The following is a 16,360-nucleotide window of genomic DNA, read 5'->3' on the forward strand; positions in this document are numbered from 1 at the left end:
TTGTTTCAGGCGCCGATCAGCTTGGCACCGGCCCGAGAAATCCACGAACCGCGGTTCTCGCGCGGCTCCAACCCGCCGCCCTTCAGCAGTTTGAAACTATCCGCATACCATTGGCTGTCCGGATAGTTGTGGCCGAGAACAGCAGCTGCCGTCTGCGCCTCTTCCGTCACGCCCATGGCATAATAGGCTTCGACGAGACGTGCGAGCGCCTCTTCGACCTGATTGGTATTGCCGTAATTCTCCACCACGACGCGGAAGCGCGTGATGGCCGCCAGATATTCCTTACGTTCCAGATAGTAGCGGCCGACCTGCATTTCCTTGCCGGCGAGCTGGTCACGCGCAAAGCGGATCTTTGCCTGCGCGTCCTCGACATATTCAGACTTCGGATAATCGCGCACGACCACCGACATCGCCTCGATGGTGCGGTTGGAGGCCTTCTGATCCTGCGTCACATCGGAAATCTGCTTGGAATAGGACAGACCGACGAGATACTGCACATAGGCGGTATCTTCCGAACGCGGGTATTGCTTCAGATAGCGATTGCCGGACTGCACGGCGTCGTCATAGCGCGCCAGGCGATACTTGGTGAAGGTGCTCATCACCAGCGCCTTGCGGCCCCATTCCGAGAACGGGTTCTGCTTTTCGATCGAATCGAATTTGCGGCTGGCTTCCGTCAGATTGCCCGCCTTCATGTTGGCGAGCCCCTGATTGTAAAGCTGCTCCGGCGGATCGGCGTTCAGACCGAGCTTGGTAATGTCGATGTCCGGGTCGGATTGGCAGGAGGTCACCAGCGTACCCGTGCCCACCAACAGCAGGGACACAAGCGCAAGGCGTGCGGTGTTCCTCAATCCAACAGACTTCGTCTCAGTCATTCGACACTTCCCGATTGCCACGCGATGTTACCTGGACCGCCCGAATTGGCGTTCTAGCCATAAAAGAAGCGGGAGAGCAACGCAATGATGGTGCTTTGACGCATTTTTGTGGCACGGCGGCACCCTGTCCCAAAAAGAAAGGCCGCCTCCGGGGAGACGGCCTTGCAAACCCGATCTATCAGTGCTCAGCCAGCCCAGGGAGCAAACTCAAGGCCGTTCACGGCAACGAATTCGCGCGCCCGAACCCGCTGGCTGCGCACCGGCGCTTCGACCACTTCATAGGCGGTCGGATCGCTCAGCAACGCCTTCAGCGCATTGGCATTCATCTTGTGGCCGCCGCGATAGGACCGATAGCAGCCGATGAACTGGGCACCGGCAAGCGCCAGATCGCCGACGGCGTCGAGCGTCTTGTGGCGGACGAATTCGTCCTTGAAGCGCAGGCCTTCGATATTGACCACCGAATCATCATCGGAAATGACGACCGAATTTTCCAGCGACGAACCGAGCGCAAAGCCGGCGGCCCACAGGCGCTCGACATCGCGCATGAAACCGAAGGTGCGGGCGCGCGACAGCTGATCGCGGAAAACCTGCGCCGTCAGGTCACCCTTCCAGGACTGGCGGCCGATGAGCGGCGAATCGAAATCGATCTCCACCTCGAAGCGCGTGCCGTCATAGGGGCGGAATTCCGACCAGGAGGCACCCGAATCGATGCGAACCGGCTTCAGCACGCGGATGTAGCGGCGCTTTTCGCCGAGGTTGACGATGCCTGCCTGCTCGATGGCCTCGATGAAGGGAAAGGAGGAGCCGTCCATGATCGGCATTTCGGCGCCATCGACTTCGACCACCAGATTGTCGAGGCCGAGCGCATAAAGTGCTGCCATGACATGTTCGATCGTTGCGATCGACCGCGGCAGCGAGGTGCCAAGCACGGTGCAGAGATCGGTATTGCCGACATTGGACGATACCGCCCGGTATTCGGCGACCGACCCGTCCGCCAGCTGGCGGCTGAACAGGATGCCGGTGCCGGCTTCCGCCGGCTGGAAGGTGATCGAGACAGGGCTGCCGGAGTGTACACCAATCCCCGAGAGGCTCACCGGGGCGGCGATTGTAGTTTGGAAACCCAGAAGTCCGATCGTCATGTCTTGTGCCTTCTCATGCCCGGCCCCGCGAGCGGGGCGTCAAAGCCTTGACGTTTCGTTACGCTTGTCGCGTCGAAACATTGTTTTCTCAATTCTGTACATAAGCCGGGAGGGCATCCAAGCCAAATCACTGTTTCTTTCGCATTGTTACGAAGCCAGCGCGTTGATTTACCATGATTTTAAACGATACGCCGCAAAAGTGCGCGCTGCGCGGTCTGCGGCCCACAGTGGAGCTTGACGAGAGCCGCCGCATGTAAATAGAATTCATAAAATAAATTAAAAATTAGAAATACTGCAGGGAGCGGGCCGTGATCAACGAATACAACCCCATCAAGCAGGGTCAACGGGCCATAATGCACCGCACAATATTTATTCTTGCTTCTTTATATATTTCACTATCACATACGGGTATAGCCTCGGCAGACGATGTCGTTCAAGTGCCTTCGCCGCAAACTGCCTGCGGGTCCCCTGCCAAGACGGTTGCCCTGCCTGTCGCGGCTGGGGTGCTTCAGGCCTCTGCAAAGAGCGAAGAGCCCTGCATCGGCGCTGCGCGTGAAAACACTCTCACCTTTTCCGGTCTCGACCTCACCGGATCGGTCCAGACATACAAGGAGAAGGGGTACACACTCATCGGGCGCAGCGGCTTGAAGCCCTGCAGCGCCGATGGCGACTGCATCCGCGGCTTGCGCGAAAAGGGCAGCCCCCATATTTCCGCCTATGCCGGCGCCAGTATCAATTTCAACCTGTCCATCGATGACCCTGACAGGCCCTTTCGCCTCAAGGCGCTGAAAATCTGCAACCTCAGCCAGACCGCACCGACACAATCGATCATGTTCGTCGGGCAGCTTGCCGATGGCGGCACGACGGCCTTTGCCGTCACCGTCCGCGGCAACTCTACCAGGGACCAGCTTTTCATTTTTCCGGAAAGCTTCCGCAACCTGGTCTCTGTCAGCTGGTCGCCCAAAAACACGGCGGTCGCAGACATTGTGTTGTCAAACTGAACCAGCACGAATCTCGGTACGGCAGCGTCCTGTCACGAAAACGCCCGCGGTCCGGTAGACCGCGGGCGTTTGCTTGTCGGGGCAGGAAGAGGCCGGTGATCCGGCCTCCGGTCATGATCAGGTGGACTGGCGACGGAGGAAGGCCGGGATTTCCAGCTGATCGTCCTCGTGATGGGCCTTCGACGACGGAACCGAACGGCCGTGATCGTCCAGATTGCCACGACGCGGGGCGTAGAGGCTTGCTTCCGGCGACAGCGGACGACGCTGCTGCGAGGCAGCGGCCGGTGCCGAGGTCATGTCGGCAGCCACACCTTCTTCGTCGTCGCGACGGCCGAGCGAGTTCGTGATCCGCTTCAGGAGACCCATCGGGCCGCGTTCCTCGACTGCATGCGCGGTCGGCTGGGCGCGGTGTTCGATCTCGGCCTTCAGTACCGGCGGGAAGTCCTCCACGCGCGGCATGCGAACCTGCTCTGCCACATTGCGAATGATCGGAGCAGCCTGTTCAACCGGCTGCGCCACACGCTGCTGCATCGGCTGCTGGTGTACCGGCTGATGCTGCAAGGGCTGGTGCTGGATCGGCTGATGCTGGAGAGGAGCCGGCTGGCTCATCACCGGCGCCTGCGGTGCCGGTGCCGAATAGGTCGGTGCGGGCGTGTAGGCCGGAGCCGGACGGGCGGCGACCGGCTCGACAGGGGCTGCCGGCTGGAACAGGCGGCTCTGCGGGCGGAACTCTTCCTGCACGGGGGCGGGAGCGGGCTGCGCCTGCACCGGCTGGGGAGCCGGCGCCGAATGCTGCAGGGTGGCAATCGACAGTTCGCGTTCCATCTGGGCTTCCGCCTGGCGGATCGTTTCGGCAACGTGATCGACCGGTGCGACGGTGCGGGGCGCCTGCGCCATTGCAGGCTGAACTGCGGCCGGAGCCGAAGCAACGGCCGCGGAAGAACGGATAATCGGTTTCGTGGCGGCGCGCATTTCAGCGGCACGCAGGTCGTTTTCATTCACGGCGCGGTCGATGCCGGTGGCAACGACGGAGACGCGGATGACGCCTTCCAGCGCTTCGTCGAAGGTGGCGCCGAGGATGATGTTGGCGTCCGGATCGACTTCCTCGCGGATGCGGGTTGCCGCTTCGTCGACTTCGAAGAGCGTGAGGTCGCGACCGCCGGTGATGGAGATCAGCAGGCCCTGTGCTCCCTTCATCGAGGTTTCGTCGAGGAGCGGGTTGGCAATCGCAGCTTCGGCGGCCTGCATGGCACGGCCCTGGCCGGAGGCCTCGCCGGTGCCCATCATCGCACGGCCCATTTCGCGCATGACGGAGCGAACGTCGGCGAAGTCGAGGTTGATCAGGCCTTCCTTGACCATCAGGTCGGTGATGCAGGCAACGCCCGAATAGAGAACCTGGTCGGCCATGGCGAAGGCATCGGCAAAGGTCGTCTTGTCGTTGGCAATGCGGAACAGGTTCTGGTTCGGGATGACGATCAGCGTATCGACCGACTTCTGCAGTTCCTGGATGCCCATCTCGGCAAGCCGCATGCGGCGCTGGCCTTCGAAGTGGAACGGCTTGGTGACGACGCCGACGGTGAGGATGCCCTTGTTGCGGGCAGCCTGTGCGACGACCGGGGCCGCACCGGTGCCGGTGCCGCCGCCCATGCCGGCGGTGACGAAGCACATATGCGTGCCCGACAGGTGATCGATGATCTCGTCGAGGCATTCTTCGGCAGCGGCGCGACCGACTTCCGGCTGCGAACCCGCGCCAAGACCTTCGGTTACCTGCACGCCCATCTGGATGATGCGTTCGGCCTTGGCCATCGTCAGCGCCTGGGCATCGGTGTTGGCGACGACGAAATCGACGCCTTCGAGGCCCGCAGTGATCATGTTGTTGACGGCGTTGCCGCCGCCACCGCCAACGCCGAAGACGGTGATCCGAGGCTTCAGCTCGGTGATGTCCGGCTTTTGCAGATTGATGGTCATGTAACCGTTCCTTCTTTCTCTGGCCGCCTCGCCAAGCGGGCCGATTCTCTAAACTGGGCTGACACTCTGATCGAGGGTCAGAAACTTTCCTTGAGCCACTGCCCCATGCGGGCGATGCGGCTGTTGCCATTGCCGAGCGTGGCGAGAAGACCGCCCTGCCCCGCATGTGTTTCCATGTCTGCGACCTGCGGATAGATCATCAGACCCACCGCCGTCGAAAATGCCGGGCCCTTGGCCGCCGTCGGCAGGCCCGAGACCCCCATCGGACGCCCGATGCGCACATTGCGCGCCAGAATGCGCCGCGCCGTTTCCGGAAGGCCGGTCAGCTGGGCCGCACCGCCCGTCAGCACCACGCGCTTGCCGACGATCGGGCTGAAGCCCGACTTCTGGATGCGGTCGCGGATGAGTTCCAGCGTTTCTTCCAGCCGGGCCCGCACGATGCGGGTGACGAGAGCACGCGGCACCTGCGTCGGCAGGTCACGGTCGTCCTCGCCGATCGGCGGAACCGAAATCATGTCGCGCTCGTCGGCCGCCGTGGTGATGGCGGAACCGTGCACAACCTTCATACGCTCGGCGTCCTCGATTCGGGTCGAGAGCCCGCGTGCCAGATCCGTCGTCACATGGTGGCCGCCAATGCCGATCGCATCGGTGTGGACGAGCTTGCCTTCGGCAAAGACCGAAATCGTCGTGGTGCCGCCGCCCATGTCGATGGCAGCGCAGCCGAGTTCGACCTCGTCATCGACAAGCGCCGCAAGACCGCTGGCATAAGGCGTCGCGACGATTCCCTCAACCGACAGATGGGCGCGGTTGATGCACAGCTCGAGGTTCTTCAGGGCGGCGCGCTCGGCGGTCACCACATGCATGTCGACGCCCAGCAGGTCGCCATACATGCCGAGCGGATCGCGGATGCCACGCTCGCCATCCAGCGAAAAGCCCGTCGGCAGCGAATGCAGCACGGCCCGGTCCTGGCGCACCGACTGGTGGCTCGCGGTCGTCAGCACCTTGCGCAGATCCGTTGCATCCACTTCCTGGCCACCGAGATCGATGGTCGCGGTATAGACGTCGCTGGTGATTCGGCCAGCCGACACATTGACGATCAGGCTGTCGACGGTAAGGCCCGCCATGCGCTCTGCCGCATCGACAGCCAGCCGCACGACGCTTTCCACTGCATCCAGATCGGAGATCACGCCGGACTTGACGCCACGCGAGCGCTGGTGGCCGATGCCGATGATTTCGACGCTGTGCGTGCGGTTGGGCAGGATCTGGCTTTCAGCGCGCGGCGTCAGCCGTGCGATCATGCACACGACCTTGCTCGAGCCGATGTCGAGAACCGAAACCACATGCGACCGCTTCGAAGACAAAGGCTTCAGGCGCGGCAGGCCGAAATTGGAAGAACCGAACAGGCTCACGTCTGACCTCCTGCCTTCTTGAGGGCCTTGGCACGGGCCTCGACAGCCGAGGCGCGGCGTTGTGCTGCGTCCGCCGTCAGGCGGATCGTCGTACGGTCATGAAGACGCAAATCAACCGCTGCGATATCGCGGTTCAACAGCCCTTCGGACTGTTCGTAGCGGTGAAGCAGGACGAGAGCCTGCTGAATATCCGATTCCGGCAGTTTGATGACCACGCCGTTGTCGAGATGCAGATCCCAGCGACGGCCGGCCACCCGCACAAAGGCCCGCACACGGGCCTTCAGCTCCGGCCAGCTGGACATTTCATCCAAGAAATCAGCGGCTGCCGAATCGGCGTCGCGGCCAACGAACAGCGGCAGGGAGGCAAACTTGTTGTCGCGCAGCGGCGCAATCACGCTGCCGTTCTTTTCGATCAGCGACAGCTCCGTGCCATGCTGCCAGATGCCGAAGGCTTCGCGCTCCTTCAGCGTGACCTCGATCGTCTTCGGATAGACCTTGCGCACCTGCGCGTTCTCGACCCAGGGCAGATCCGCCAGCTTGCGACGGGCCGCCTCGATATCGAGCGCGACGAGTGAGGTGGCGCCATCAAGGCCCAGCATCTGCAGGATGTCGATTTCCGACGTCTGCACATTGCCGGAGATCATCACCTTCTCGATGGCAAAACCCGCAGCCGCGGTCGTTACCTGGGCGAAATCATCCGCATGGCCGCCAAGCGACATGCCGTAAAGGCCAACAGCGCCAAACAGGACGAAAACGCCGGCCGTGCCAGTGTGACGGGGAATATGGATGCGGCCCGTTGCAAGGCTCACGCAGAAGCGGACGACGCGACGCATCGGGCGCGGCAGCACCATGCGGTCATCAGCGACCGGATATTGCGACGGGCGCCCGCGGGAAACCGGAGCTTTATTGCCATTCAGCGCGAACACGAAGCGTCCTCCACCATCCAGCGGACGAGGTCACCAAAGGAACGGCCGGCATGAGCGGCCATTTCAGGCACCAGGGAAGTCGGCGTCATGCCGGGCTGGGTATTCACCTCAAGCCAGACAAGCTCGCCATCCTCGGACAGACGGTCATCGTAGCGGAAATCGGAGCGACTCACACCGCGACACCCCATCGCCTGGTGCGCCTTAAGGGCCAGTGTTTGTACTTTTTGGTAAATATTCGGTAAAATTTGTGCCGGAATGACGTGGGAGGAGCCGCCGGCGGCATATTTCGCGTCATAATCATAGAATGCGCCGGACAAGGGCACGACTTCCGTCACACCCAGCACTTCATCGCCCATGACACCGCAGGTCAGCTCGCGACCGGCGACATAACGCTCGACCAGGACGCGGTCGCCGTAGCGCCAGTCAGAAGAACCAAGAACCTGAGGCGGATGCGACTGGCCTTCGCGCACGATCACGACGCCGAAGGACGAGCCTTCGCACACGGGCTTGACCACATAAGGCGGCTTCATCGGATGAACCGCACCGATCTCATGGCGATCGAGCACCAGACCTTCGGCGACCGGAATGCCGGCAGCCGCCGCAACTGCCTTGGCGCGGTCCTTGTCCATGGCAAGGGCCGAGGCAAGGACGCCGGAATGGGTATAGGGGATCTGCAGGTATTCGAGGATGCCCTGGATGGTGCCATCCTCGCCATTTGGCCCATGCAGCGCATTGAAGGCAACATCAGGCTTCAGCTCCGCAAGAACGGCGGCAATGTCGCGCGCCACGTCGATGCGGGTGACGCGGAAGCCTTCGGCCTCCAGCGCGGATGCACAGGCATTGCCGGACGACAGGCTGACCGGGCGCTCGGAGGAGAGCCCTCCCATCAGAACTGCCACGTGCTTGCCACTCATTAAAAGTCCCCTGAGACTGCCTTGGGTTATGCGTTCTTGCTTGCGCCGACCTGATTCCTGCGCAGACCAATTAGACACCGGCCATGGTTAATGAATCGTTTACTTTGGTTAACCGCCGCCGCCCTGTGGCCATCCGGCACCACCTGCAACGAGGTGCCACCGGGGGACGCTTTCTGGTCTTTCAGCGACTCAATTCGCTTTGAACTTTGCAAAAATGTCCGTAAAGAACGGCCAGCCCTTTCCAAAAGAGCTGTCTTTAACTCTCAGTGGACAAGATTATGACGCAAGCGACCTCTTCCGTGTCGCCGTCCGCCGAGCCGTTGGTACCTGCTGCATTGAATTCCCCTGCACGAGTCCTGACGGCCAGCCTGGTCGGCACGACGATCGAATTTTTCGATTTTTATGTTTATGCCACCGCAGCCGTTCTGGTTTTCCCGGCGCTGTTCTTCCCCAACAGCGATCCGATGACTGCGTTGCTCGCCTCCTTTGCAACCTTCTCCATCGCCTTTTTCGCGCGCCCCTTCGGCGCCGTGGTGTTCGGGCATTTCGGTGACCGCATCGGCCGCAAGACGACACTGGTGGCGGCACTTCTGACGATGGGCATTTCCACCGTCATCATCGGCCTTCTGCCGACCTATGAGCAGATTGGCGTGATTGCGCCGCTGCTTCTGGCGCTGTGCCGGTTCGGCCAGGGCTTTGGCCTCGGCGGCGAATGGGGTGGCGCAGTGCTGCTCGCCACGGAAAATGCCCCGCCCGGCAAACGCTCCTGGTACGGCATGTTTCCGCAACTCGGCGCGCCCGTCGGCCTGTTCCTGTCCTCGGGCATCTTCTGGCTTCTCCTGCATGTGATGTCGCAGGAAGCCCTACTCAGCTGGGGCTGGCGCGTTCCCTTCATCTCGTCCATCGCGCTGATCGCCATCGGTCTGTGGGTCCGCCTCTCGATTACCGAGACGCCTGCCTTCCAGAAAGCGATCGACAAACATGAGCGGGTCGAGGTGCCGGTGGCAGAACTGTTCCGCAACCACAAGCGCAGCCTCGTGCTCGGCACCTTCGTGGCGCTGGCCACCTTCGTGCTGTTCTACATCGGTTCGGCCTATCTTCTCTCCTACAACGTCAAGGTCCTGAAGATCCCGTTCACGGATGCGCTGGAAGTTCAGCTTCTGGGCTCGGTCGTCTTCGGCCTGTTCATTCCGATCGCCGGCAAGCTCGCCGACCGGGTGGGACGCCGGGAACTGCTGATTGCCATCACCGTCCTCATCGGCCTCTTTTCCTTCCTGCTGCCGACGCTGATGACGAGCGGCGAGACCGCCATCTTCGTCTTCTCGGCCGCCTCGATGGCGCTGATGGGCGTGACCTACGGCCTCATTGGCACCGCCCTTGCGGCACCCTTCCCGACCGCCGTGCGCTACACCGGCTCGTCGATCACCTTCAATTTCGCCGGCATCTTCGGCGCATCGCTGGCCCCCTACATCGCCACCTGGCTGCAGACGACCTATGGCATGACCTATGTCGGCTATTACCTGCTGGTGGCAGCCATCATCACGCTGGCCTGCATCCTGCTCTCGGGTAAGGAAGAAGTCTGATCCCGTAGAGTCAGTTCGACACAAAAAAGCCCGCGAAACCATTGGTTCCGCGGGCTTTTTGTTGAAAACTGAGAGAGGCTATTCGCCAGGATGCAGTCGGCCTTTACGCCGCTCCCGCCATTCCTGCAACCAGATTGCGCACCATACGGACGCAGCAATCAGAATCGGCAGAATATAAAGATAAAAGGCAGTGGCCGTCGTCATGGCTCCAGCTTTCCAAGGATGTGCCTTGCCCCCAAATGTAGGACAAAAGCAGTGGAAAGCCAAGTCAACGTCGAAAGCACAATCCCGAATGTGAAGGCGTAGCCACCGCCGCCGTTTATCCCGGAGACCAAAGGCGCAATGAACCCTGCCGCAACGCAGGCAGTGGCAAGCCGATCGACAGAGTTCGCTGCAAGCTTGGCCCGCTCGTTTCCGACCAGTATCCGCTTGCGCTCGTCGATCATGCTTGCCCAAAGCCCCTACTCGGTCGTCGCCCCCTGGAACGGCTTCACCTCGCGCCCCGGCATGAAAATGCCCAGCCGCTTGATTTCCCATTCGAGCTTGATGCCGGATTTTTCGAACACGCGCTGGCGCACCATCTCGCCGAGATATTCCAGATCGTAGCCGGTCGCGTGGCCGATATTGATCATGAAATTGCAGTGCAGGGACGACATCTGCGCGCCGCCGTTCATCATGCCGCGGCAACCGGCGTCATCGATCAGTTCCCAGGCGGAGTGGCCGGGCGGGTTCTTGAAGGTCGAGCCACCGGTCTTTTCCTTGACCGGCTGAACGGTTTCCCGGTGATGGCGCACCGCGTCCATTTCGGAGCGGATCTTCGCCCGGTCGTCGGCATAGCCTTCGAAGACGGCATGGGTGAAGATGAGGTCTGCCGGCACGGACGAGTGACGATAGCTGTAGCCCATTTCGGCCGCCGTCAGCACATGCTTGTTGCCCTTGCGATCGACGGCATGAACCTCGATGACGCGGCCCGAGGTTTCACCGCCATTGGCGCCGGCATTCATGCGCAGCGCACCGCCGATCGAGCCCGGAATGCCATAGTAGAAGGCAAAGCCGCCGATGCCATTGTCCATGGCCATGGCGGCAATGTGCTTGTCCGGGCAGATGGCGCCAGCCATGATGCGGTTTTCGCCGGCAAGTTCCAGCTGACCAAAGCCCTTGGCCGACAGACGCAGCACGACGCCCGGAATGCCGCCATCGCGCACGAGAAGATTGGAACCGACGCCGACGACGGTCAGCGGTACATCCTGCGGCAGAAGTTTCAGGAAGGTGACGAGGTCCTCCAGGTCATGCGGCTGGAACATCAGTTCGGCGAGACCGCCGGCCTGGAACCAGGTGACACGATCCATCGGTGCGTCGGGCGTCAGCCTGCCCCGGATCGCACTTACGCCGGCCCCAAGCGAGGCCAGCAACTTTTCCCCATTCACCTGTTTCATGCAGACTGTCCCGAAATACCTTCTAGTTCCTTTGGCAAGGCCGCAGCCCACTGCGTGATATTGCCAGCCCCAAGAAGAACCACGAAATCACCCGGTTTTGCAATGCCGGCGATGATGCCTGCCAGCGCGTCAGGCGAGGAAAGATAGCGGGCATCGCGATGGCCACCGGCACGGATGCGCGAAACCAGCGCTTCCGAGTTCACGCCATCGATCGGATCTTCGCCGGCGGCATAAACAGGCGCCAGCAAAATGCTGTCTGCATCGTTGAAGCAGGTGACGAAATCCTCGAAAAGGCTCGCCAGACGGCTGAACCGATGCGGTTGGTGCACTGCAATGATTCGGCCCTGGCAGCTTTCCCGCGCCGCCTTCAGCACCGCCTTGATTTCCACTGGGTGGTGTCCGTAATCGTCAAACACGGACACGCCATTCCAGGTGCCGGTCAGCGTGAAGCGGCGCTTGACGCCGGAAAAGGCCGCAAGCCCCTTGCGGATATCGGCTTCCGAAATGCCGAGCCGGTTGGCGACCGCAATGGCGGCCGTCGCATTGGAAATATTGTGACGCCCCGGCATCGGCAGCGTCAGGTCCTTGAAGGAAAACACCCGGCCGGTACGGCGACGGCGGATTTCCACGTCGAAGATCGACTTGGTGCCTTCCATGCGCACATTGGAGAAGCGCGCATCGGCCTGCGGGTTTTCGCCGTAGGTTACGATCTTGCGGTCCTCGATCTTGCCGACAAGCGTCTGCACTTCCGGGTGATCGAGGCACAGCACGCCAAAGCCGTAGAAAGGCACGTTCTCGACGAACTGGCGGAAGGCCGCGCGCACGGCATCAAAGCTGCCGTAGTGATCGAGATGCTCCGGGTCGATATTGGTGACGACGGCGACATCTGCCGGCAGCTTCAGGAAGGTGCCATCCGATTCGTCGGCCTCCACTACCATCCACTCGCCCTCACCCATGCGGGCATTGGTGCCATAGGCATTGATGATGCCGCCGTTGATAACGGTCGGGTCAAGCGCACCGGCTTCCAGAAGCGTTGCCACCATCGAGGTGGTCGTCGTCTTGCCATGCGTGCCGCCAATGGCAATCGCATTGCGGAAGCGCATCAGTTCGGCGAGCATTTCGGCGCGGCGCACGATGGGCAGCGATTTTTCGCGCGCAGCGACCAGTTCCGGATTGTTCTTCTTGATGGCGGTCGAGACGACCACCACTTCCGCATCGCCAAGATTATCGGCCTGATGACCGACGAAGACCGGAATACCCTTGTCGCGCAGGCGCTGCACATTGGCGCCATCCGACTGGTCGGACCCCTGAACCCGGTGGCCGAGATTGTGCAGCACCTCGGCAATGCCGCTCATGCCGATGCCACCGATGCCGATGAAATGGACAAGACCGATGGCCTTTGGCATCTTCATGGGCGAACTCCTTTGAATGTCGAAAGATTTTGCCGGTCGGCAATAGCTGCAACCAGATCGGCGAGCAAGACGGCGGCATTTGGCCGCCCGGAGCGCCGGGCCGCCTCGGCCATTTGCGCCAGCCGCTCGGGTTGGCGCATGGCATCGGCAATGAGCCCCGAGAGCTTTTCGGGCGAGAGTTCCGCCTGCGGCACCACTTCAGCGCCTCCGGCCTTCACCAGAGCGGCCGCATTGGCCGCCTGGTCATGGTCGAGTGCATAAGGGTATGGCACGAGGATCGCCGGGCGGCCGATGACGGAGATTTCCGACACCGTCGAGGCACCGGAACGGCTGATGACGAGGTGGGCCGCAGCGATGCGCTCGGCCATGTCGCCGAAGAAGGGCGAGACGTCGGCAGTCATCTTCAGCTTCCCCATGCACTGGTCGACCTGCGGCCGGTCTTCCGGGCGGGCCTGCTGGGTGAGCACGATCCGGGCGCGCAAGTCTTCCGGCAAAAGCGCAAGCGCCGTCGGGATTGCACCGGAAAAGAACTTGGCGCCCTGGCTTCCGCCGAACACCACGAGCCGGAACGGATCATTGCCGGCAGACGGGACATAGGGCGTGGCCGCGGCGGCCAGAACGGCGGGTCGCACCGGATTGCCAGTCGTGACGATCTTTGCCGCATGCGGGCCTTCGCCTTCCGGCAGGAAACCGCCGGCAATGGCCGACACCCGCGAGGCGAGCGCCTTGTTGGCGCGGCCCATCACGGCGTTCTGCTCGTGCACAAGGGAGGGAATGCCAAGGCCGGTGGAGGCAAGAAGCGGCGGCACGGTGGGATAACCGCCAAAGCCGACGACGGCGAGCGGCTTCAGCCGCGTCATCAAGCGGCGGGCTGCCCGCAACCCCTTCCACAGCGTCAGCAGTGCCTTTGCCATGGCAATCGGGTTCTTGGAGGCAAAGGTGGCGGAGGGCACGACATGGATCTCGTCGGCCGGGAAACTGCCGGCAAAGCGCTCGGCCCGACTGTCGGTGACGAGATGGACGCTGTAATCGCGCGCCCGCAATTCATGCGCCAGCGCTTCGGCCGGAAACAAATGGCCGCCGGTTCCCCCGGCGGCAAGCAGAATGATACCCTTGCTCATGGATCTGGCCTATTCTGCGGGGACGCTGTTGGATACACGAAACAGGCTGCGTTCCTGCGCCCGCTTTTCGGGACGGTGGCGCGTCAGCGCCAGGATGAAGCCCGCAGTCACGCAGATGGCGATCATCGAGGAGCCGCCATAGGAGATGAGCGGCAGCGTCATACCCTTGGCCGGCATCAGTTCGAGGTTCACGCCGATATTGATCATCGACTGGATGCCGATCTGCAGCACGAGTCCTGCGACGGCAAACCGGTTGAAATCATTGCGCTCACGATAGGCGTGGCTCAAACCGCGAATGACGATGAAGGCAAAGATCGCCACCAGAACCATGCAGAAGATGATGCCGAATTCTTCCGCCGCCACCGAAAAGATGAAGTCGGTATGGCTGTCCGGCAGGATGCGCTTGACGATGCCTTCGCCCGGCCCCTGGCCGAACCAGTTGCCGCGGATGATGGCTTCGCGCGCCGTATCCACCTGGAAGGTATCGCCTTCGCCGGTCATGAAGCGGTCGATACGGCCGGCCACGTGCGGGAAGATGTGGTAGGCGGCAAACAGGCCGCCGACGCCCATACCGCCGAGCAGCACGATCCACAGCCACGGCATGCCCGCCATGAAGAACATCGAACCCCAGACGGCGCTGGTGAGAATGGTCTGGCCAAGGTCGGGCTGGGCAACGAGAAGCGCCACCACGATGCCGAAGAGGATCATGGCAAACAGATTACCCGGAATTTCCGGCTGGCGCGCATGCTCGGCAAACAGCCAGGCGCAGACGACCACGAAGGAGGGCTTGAGGAATTCCGACGGCTGGATGGACAGCGGCCCGAGCGAGAACCAGCGGCGCGCGCCCTTGATTTCCACACCGAAGAACAGTGCCAGCACCATCATCATGATCGAGACCACGAGAATGATGATCGCGGTGCGGCGCACCTGCCTCGGCGTCAGGAAGGACAGGCCGATCATCACCATCAGCGACGGGATGAGGAAGACGGCATGCCGCTCGACGAAGTGGAAGCTCGGCAGGCCGATGCGCTCGGCAACCGGCGGCGATGCGGCAAAGGACAGCATGAAGCCGATGCCCATCAACAGCACGAAGGTCGCCAGGAAGAAGCGATCGATCGTCCAGAACCAGTCTGCGAGCGCCCCGCGATCGGCACGACTTACCATGTCACATCCCCTTTTCCGGTTCGACCAGCATCGTTGCGCCGTCGAGTTCTGCGACCAGGGAGACGAATGCCTCGCCCCGGACCTCGAAATTCCTGAACTGATCGAAACTTGCGCAGGCCGGCGACAGCATGACGGCTGACGGGCCGCCCGTATCTGCGGCGGCATCGGCTGCCGCATGCGCCACGGCACGATCCAGCGTGCCGGAAATCTCGTAAGCCACCGCCTCGCCAAGCGTTGCGGCAAATTCCGCGGCCGCCTCGCCAATCAGGTAGGCTTTGACGATATGCGGAAAAAGTGGCGCGAGGCTTGCGATACCACCGGCTTTCGGCAGGCCGCCGGCAATCCAGAAGATGCGCTCGTAGCTCGACAGGGCCGGCGCGGCCGCATCCGCATTGGTGGCCTTGGAATCATTGACGAACACGACATCACCCCGTCGCGCCACCGGCTGCATGCGGTGCTTCAAGCCGGGAAAGCTTTGAAGGCCAGCTCTGATCTCGTCCTCTGAGACGCCGACGGCACGGCATGCGGCAATGGCGGCGGCGGCGTTCTGGGCGTTGTGGCTGCCCTTCAGCGTGTCGATGGCGGAAAGATCGGCAATCTCATGGGTTGCGCCGCTCTCGGCGGCAATCAGGCGCGAACCTTCGGCATAGATGCCCTTGGGGACCACGCTGCGCCGCGAAATGCGCTGCACGGCAACGCCTGCCCGCTCCACCCGGTCGGCAATCAGCGCCGAATGGCTGTCGTCGATGCCGATGATGGCGGTCGTGCTTCCGGCAACAAGACGTTCCTTGACCTCGGCGTAATGCTGCATGGTGCCGTGACGGTCGAGATGGTCCGGCGTCAGGTTCAACAGGATGCCGGCGCTCGGATTAAGCGTCGGTGCAAGATCGATCTGGTAGGAGGAGCACTCGACGACGTAATAGCGCCCGGCCTGCGGCGGATCGAGCGTCAGGACGGCGGTGCCGATATTGCCGCCGAGTTGCGTGTCGCGGCCGCTGGTCTTCAGGATATGGGCAATCAGGGCCGTCGTGGTGGATTTGCCATTGGTGCCGGTAATGGCGATGAACGGGCAATCGGGCGCATGGGCGCGCCGTTCGCGCACGAAAAGCTCGATATCGCCGATGATCTCGACGCCGGCCGCGCGGGCAAGATCCACCGTCCAGTGCGGTTTCGGATGGGTGAGCGGTACGCCGGGGGCAAGCACAAGCGCTGCCTGTGCCGTCCAGTCGATGGTGCGCAGGTCTGCCGTCGCAAGGCCTGCCGATGACGCCTTGTCAACGCTGTCAGGATTGTCGTCGAAGGCCGTCACCAGCGCACCGCCGGCCTGGAGCGCCTTTGCCGTGGCAAGACCGGAACCGCCGAGCCCGAAAAGAGCGACTTTTTTGCCGGCAAAGGTGGTGACGGGGATCATGATG

At 62.2% G+C, this 16,360-nt stretch carries 14 protein-coding genes; 2 read left to right on the forward strand and 12 right to left on the reverse strand.

Annotation, left to right across the window (positions count from 1 at the left end; all coding sequences use genetic code 11):
- Nucleotides 1-5 precede the first annotated feature (5 nt).
- Nucleotides 6-872, reverse strand: a complete 867-nt coding sequence (locus tag ACEXP3_RS04590; protein ID WP_210104594.1) for an outer membrane protein assembly factor BamD — start codon at nucleotides 870-872, stop codon at nucleotides 6-8.
- A gap of 185 nt (nucleotides 873-1,057) precedes the next feature.
- Nucleotides 1,058-2,011, reverse strand: a complete 954-nt coding sequence (gene lpxC / locus ACEXP3_RS04595) for a UDP-3-O-acyl-N-acetylglucosamine deacetylase (protein WP_377296217.1) — start codon at nucleotides 2,009-2,011, stop codon at nucleotides 1,058-1,060.
- Nucleotides 2,012-2,319: 308 nt separating this feature from the next.
- On the opposite strand from lpxC, the gene ACEXP3_RS04600 reads away from it, so the two are divergent.
- A complete protein-coding gene (locus ACEXP3_RS04600; RefSeq protein WP_377296218.1) occupies nucleotides 2,320-3,012 on the forward strand; it encodes a hypothetical protein in 693 nt (230 codons plus the stop codon).
- A gap of 117 nt (nucleotides 3,013-3,129) precedes the next feature.
- Here ACEXP3_RS04600 and ftsZ read toward each other — a convergent pair whose 3' ends face one another.
- The 4 genes from ftsZ to ACEXP3_RS04620 form a co-directional block, all read right to left on the reverse strand.
- On the reverse strand, nucleotides 3,130-4,980 hold the full coding sequence (ftsZ, locus tag ACEXP3_RS04605) for a cell division protein FtsZ (RefSeq protein ID WP_377296219.1): 1,851 nt from the start codon (nucleotides 4,978-4,980) through the stop codon (nucleotides 3,130-3,132).
- Between the two features lie 77 nt (nucleotides 4,981-5,057).
- Nucleotides 5,058-6,389: a cell division protein FtsA gene (ftsA, locus tag ACEXP3_RS04610; RefSeq protein WP_210104590.1), complete on the reverse strand. Its 1,332-nt coding sequence runs from the start codon at nucleotides 6,387-6,389 to the stop codon at nucleotides 5,058-5,060.
- Nucleotides 6,386-7,315, reverse strand: a complete 930-nt coding sequence (locus tag ACEXP3_RS04615) for a cell division protein FtsQ/DivIB (protein ID WP_377296220.1) — start codon at nucleotides 7,313-7,315, stop codon at nucleotides 6,386-6,388. The genes ftsA and ACEXP3_RS04615 overlap by 4 nt, the downstream gene beginning before the upstream one ends.
- Nucleotides 7,303-8,229, reverse strand: a complete 927-nt coding sequence (locus tag ACEXP3_RS04620; protein WP_210104589.1) for a D-alanine--D-alanine ligase — start codon at nucleotides 8,227-8,229, stop codon at nucleotides 7,303-7,305. Before ACEXP3_RS04620 ends, ACEXP3_RS04615 begins: the two co-directional genes overlap by 13 nt.
- 278 nt (nucleotides 8,230-8,507) lie before the next feature.
- On the opposite strand from ACEXP3_RS04620, the gene ACEXP3_RS04625 reads away from it, so the two are divergent.
- Nucleotides 8,508-9,812 (forward strand): MFS transporter, encoded by a 1,305-nt coding sequence (locus ACEXP3_RS04625; protein WP_210104588.1) that lies wholly within the window; start codon nucleotides 8,508-8,510, stop codon nucleotides 9,810-9,812.
- A gap of 200 nt (nucleotides 9,813-10,012) precedes the next feature.
- On the opposite strand, the gene ACEXP3_RS04630 is transcribed toward ACEXP3_RS04625, so the two are convergent.
- From ACEXP3_RS04630 to murD, 6 genes are read right to left on the reverse strand one after another with little or no spacing between them, the layout of a single operon-like run.
- On the reverse strand, nucleotides 10,013-10,258 hold the full coding sequence (locus ACEXP3_RS04630; protein ID WP_377296222.1) for a hypothetical protein: 246 nt from the start codon (nucleotides 10,256-10,258) through the stop codon (nucleotides 10,013-10,015).
- Between the two features lie 15 nt (nucleotides 10,259-10,273).
- Nucleotides 10,274-11,248 carry a UDP-N-acetylmuramate dehydrogenase gene (gene murB, locus ACEXP3_RS04635; RefSeq protein ID WP_377296223.1) on the reverse strand — a complete coding sequence of 325 codons (975 nt, stop codon included), beginning with the start codon at nucleotides 11,246-11,248 and terminating at the stop codon, nucleotides 10,274-10,276.
- Nucleotides 11,245-12,660, reverse strand: coding sequence for a UDP-N-acetylmuramate--L-alanine ligase (gene murC, locus ACEXP3_RS04640; protein ID WP_210104586.1), 1,416 nt, complete (start codon nucleotides 12,658-12,660; stop codon nucleotides 11,245-11,247). Before murC ends, murB begins: the two co-directional genes overlap by 4 nt.
- Entirely contained in the window at nucleotides 12,657-13,781 is a 1,125-nt protein-coding gene (gene murG / locus ACEXP3_RS04645; protein WP_377296224.1) for an undecaprenyldiphospho-muramoylpentapeptide beta-N-acetylglucosaminyltransferase, read from the reverse strand. Before murG ends, murC begins: the two co-directional genes overlap by 4 nt.
- Before the next feature lie 9 nt (nucleotides 13,782-13,790).
- A complete protein-coding gene (gene ftsW, locus ACEXP3_RS04650) occupies nucleotides 13,791-14,945 on the reverse strand; it encodes a putative lipid II flippase FtsW (protein ID WP_210104584.1) in 1,155 nt (384 codons plus the stop codon).
- A 1-nt stretch (nucleotide 14,946) separates the two neighbouring features.
- Nucleotides 14,947-16,356 (reverse strand): UDP-N-acetylmuramoyl-L-alanine--D-glutamate ligase, encoded by a 1,410-nt coding sequence (gene murD, locus ACEXP3_RS04655; RefSeq protein WP_377296226.1) that lies wholly within the window; start codon nucleotides 16,354-16,356, stop codon nucleotides 14,947-14,949.
- Nucleotides 16,357-16,360: the final 4 nt, after the last annotated feature.

Source organism: Neorhizobium fuzhouense, assembly GCF_042611105.1.
Taxonomy (GTDB): Bacteria; Pseudomonadota; Alphaproteobacteria; order Rhizobiales; family Rhizobiaceae; genus Neorhizobium; species Neorhizobium galegae_A.